4 protein-coding genes are annotated in these 3578 nt (G+C 59.4%); 1 reads left to right on the top strand and 3 read right to left on the bottom strand.

Features of this window, described 5'->3' with window-relative positions:
• Positions 1-76: 76 nt before the first annotated feature.
• The 3 genes from PMI38_RS17370 to PMI38_RS17360 form a co-directional block, all read right to left on the bottom strand.
• Positions 77-1225: a M14 family metallopeptidase gene (locus tag PMI38_RS17370; protein ID WP_008096525.1), complete on the bottom strand. Its 1149-nt coding sequence runs from the start codon at positions 1223-1225 to the stop codon at positions 77-79.
• Positions 1226-1373: 148 nt separating this feature from the next.
• Positions 1374-1889, bottom strand: coding sequence for a DUF4880 domain-containing protein (locus PMI38_RS17365; protein ID WP_008096523.1), 516 nt, complete (start codon positions 1887-1889; stop codon positions 1374-1376).
• A 437-nt stretch (positions 1890-2326) separates the two neighbouring features.
• Entirely contained in the window at positions 2327-2638 is a 312-nt protein-coding gene (locus PMI38_RS17360) for a DUF6124 family protein (RefSeq protein ID WP_008096522.1), read from the bottom strand.
• A 130-nt stretch (positions 2639-2768) separates the two neighbouring features.
• Between PMI38_RS17360 and PMI38_RS17355 the strand changes: the two genes are divergently transcribed.
• Positions 2769-3431 carry a LexA family protein gene (locus PMI38_RS17355; protein ID WP_043273855.1) on the top strand — a complete coding sequence of 221 codons (663 nt, stop codon included), beginning with the start codon at positions 2769-2771 and terminating at the stop codon, positions 3429-3431.
• The last annotated feature ends 147 nt before the right edge of the window (positions 3432-3578 follow it).

Below are 3578 nucleotides of genomic sequence, written 5' to 3'. Positions count from 1 at the left end.
CCACAGGCCCCTGCCAGATCAATGAGTGAAATGCAGTTCTGTGGGAGCCGGCTTGCCGGCGATAGGGCCAGAAGCCTCAGCGCAAATCGTCGACCATCTTCACCAGCGTCTCCAATACCGCCCCCGCCAACACCTTCGACCGCGCCCCCGACCACCCGGTAACCGGGTTTGGCGCATCGTCATGGTCCTTGAACGGCATCTCCAGGGTCAGCGACAAGCAGTCATGCGCCATCCCCACCGCATTGCACGCCAACGTGGTGTTGGCCTGCCCTGGCTCATCGCGGGTATAGCCGTATTTCGTCTGGAAGTCTGGCGTCAGGCTGCACAAGGTGCTGCGGAAATGCTCTTCCAGCTTGGCCAGCCGCGGCGTGTACCCCGGGTTGCCCTCGCAAGCCGCGGTGAACACATGGGGGATTTCTTCGTCTCCATGCACATCGATGAACGCATCCACCCCGTACTGCTTCATCTGCGCCTGGGCAAAGAACACCTCCGGGCTCGCCTCGACACTGGCGTCCTGCCAGGCCCGGTTGAGGTCCTTGCCCTTGAAGTTGGTGCGCAGGTGGCCGAGGAAAGCGCCATCGGGGTTCATGTTGGGGATCAGGTACAGGTCGGCTTTCGCCAGCAGTGCCTGAACCGTCGCATCATTGCCCTGCAGCCGGTCGATCACGCCTTCCATGAACCATTCGGCCATGTGCTCGCCCGGGTGCTGCTGGGCAATCAGCCACAGCTTGCGCTTGCCCGCCGCGCCGTCGCCTGCGCGCAGCAGCGGGATATCCCGGCCCTGCACGCTGCGCCCGTGGGCCAGCAGCTCCACGCCCGGAATCTGCTGGGCGCGCTCGATCAGCTGGTTGTGGCGGGCACGTGGGTAGGGTTCGAAATAGGCGAACCAGATCTGCGGCTGTTCAGCCTGGATTTCGAACGACAAGGCCTTGCCGTCGAACTGGCTGGGTACGCGGAACCAGGTGTGCTGGTCGTAGGACGCGACCGCGTTGTAGCCGGTCCAGGCGTTCTTGTAGGAAGACTCGCTGGCGTTTTCCAGGCTGAAGCGGTGGCGCTGGCCGGGGGTGAGGCCGCTGACCTTGAAGTGGAACCACTGGAAGTGGCCGCTGTGAGTGTCCGGGCGAATGGCCAGGCGGACCTGGGCCGGGTTGCTGGCGTCCAGGACCTGGATGTTGCCGGAGTCGAAATCACAGTCGATCTGCAGGGGGGACAGCGTCACGGTCATTGGCGGGCTCCTTGGGAATTGTTGTCGGGGTACTGTACACCGCTTGATGCTCAAGCTCTGTACCTAATCCCAAGAATGCCAAGTTGTCACAGCACAGAAAACCTACTGCCTCTCCTGTCGTGCGATCCAGATTGGGAGGCTTTGTTATTCAGGCCCAGTAGCCAAACAGCAGCAGCGCCGCAACTCCCAAACCAACCGCAACCGAACACCCACCCAACGAAATCGCCGCACGCCCTTGCCGGTACCAGCCATCCTGTCCCAGCTCACGCGCGGGTGCGAGCAGGCTGCGCCAGCGCAATTCGGTGTCATGGAAAGCCTGCAGGTGGGCCGGGTCGGCATCCAGCCAGCGGCGAAAATCGATCCGCTCGCAGGCAGTGGCTTCTGGGCTCTGCAGCCGCACGTACCATTGCCCGGCAACACTGGCCACGGCATCCCCTCGCGCACGGGCCGTTTGCAAGGCCTGGTTCATGTGCCGTTCGATGCTCAGCAACGGCAGGTCGAGTCGTGCGGCAATGTTGGCGAAGTCCAATTGGTCGAGGCGGCTGAGCAGGAACACTTGCTGCACGCGCCGTGGCAAGCGCTTGAGGCCATGTAGCAGCGCATTGTCGGCATCTTGCTCGGCAGCGGGGGTAGGGTGCTCGAGGGGCAGCAGCAGACGGCTCATGGACAGCTCCTTGCTCAAGAGGGGGAGGGGTGGGGGCATCGTCCTTGATGCGGAACCAGAGTAGGCGAAACGAGATTGATTCTCAAGTGCTGATTCCGCAAAGTTTTGTAATGAGCGTTCACGCTCTGAAACACTTTTGCTATCATCGCCGCCATCACTGATCTTCATTAGCCTGAAGAGCCAAAAAAAAAGACCCGGCAAAAAGCCGGGTCAAAAACCGTGATTAGCCTGATGAGGAGATAATCTGAGAGCGACCTAAGCTCCAGGTTATCCAGCAGATCTCGCGATCAGCTGAGTGCAATAATAATCGTTATCATTTGCCAGTCAAATGAATTTTCATTTATTCGGTAAAAAACTTTTACCGATGCGCTTCCTCTTTCCGGTACTCGGCGTCCCAGCCAGTACCCAGCCATCACGTTTCTCCCTTCCTATCTCCCCTACACCCCGCTGTTTCCGGGGTGCTTGTGCTCAAGCAGGGCCTTGGCCATGTCCATCATGTGCATCAGCGCGAAGATCAGTTCGCGGGTGGTGCCTTCCTGATGAATGGCGGTTTCCTGGGCGGTGGCGGCTGCGCAGCGGAGCAGGGCGATGGCGTGTTCTTGCGCCTGTTGGTGGCTGACCCCTTCGTGCAGGGTCCAGATCTTGTTGTGCTCGCTGGGGCGGGTGGGGCTGGGATTGAGGTAATAGTCGAGGGCGCGGCGGGCGGCTTCGCTGTCGAGTTCTGTTACGTCGTTTTTCGATTGTTTCATCGCGGTACCTACAGAGTTCCCTTCAAACACAATGAGTCTGGAGGATAGGTCAATCTGTACTATTTAATGCGCTAGAAATAATTCGGGATGTGTATTGAAGCGGCTAATACAGTCCGTATTGTTTGCGCTCATGGAAAACTGGAACGCATTTCTCAAGCGCTACAAGCGCGAACACAACCTCAGCCAGCTCAAGCTCGCCGAACGTCTGTGCATGACGCAGGGTGGCGTGGGGCACTGGCTGCGCGGGACTCGGCGACCAACGCTGATAACCATCAATGAAAAGCTGGAAAAACTTGGGCTGGTGTATCTGGAGGCTCAAGTCATGGTGGTTGAGCGGGATTTGGCGGAGCTCACGCGTGAGTCCAGGGGCTCTTATGGTTCTGAGCGGCCTTTGTCGGCAGAGGCATTGCGCTACGCGAGTTTTCGTTTCCCGGTTCTGGGCTGGGCCGATCTGCAGGGTCCTTTGCCAGACAAGAGCGAGGTCCAAGAGCAGACGGACTATATGCCAGCGGGTAATGCATTCTGGCTGGAGGTGGAAAACGACTCGATGAATGCGGCCAGTGGCAAGAGCGTGCCGGAAGGCATGCGCATTCTGGTCGATACGGGGTTGCAGCCGGAGCCGGGTAAGTTGGTAATTGCCAGGCAGCCAGGGCGATCTGCCGTTTTACGGCAACTGATCGAAGAAGGCGGGGAGCGAATGTTGAGACCGTTGAATACTCGGTATCCGACGGTTTTGTGTGAAGAAGGTTGTGAGTTTCTCGGGGTTGTCGTGCGGGTGCATGGGGCGTTTTGAGCTCGAGTGTACGGCAAGAAAGTGTGGGTGGCCGTGAGATCGAGCGCCGCCCGCGCGGCGCATCGCGAGCAAGCTCGCTCCTACATTTGTTGCAACGTGCCACGGTCTGTCAGGCCATGGTTGTCTGCTTTTTAGCGCCCGCCGAGA

It is taken from the genome of Pseudomonas sp. GM84, from assembly GCF_000282535.1.
Classification (GTDB): Bacteria; Pseudomonadota; Gammaproteobacteria; order Pseudomonadales; family Pseudomonadaceae; genus Aquipseudomonas.
This window is presented reverse-complemented; position numbering and strand designations above follow the sequence as displayed.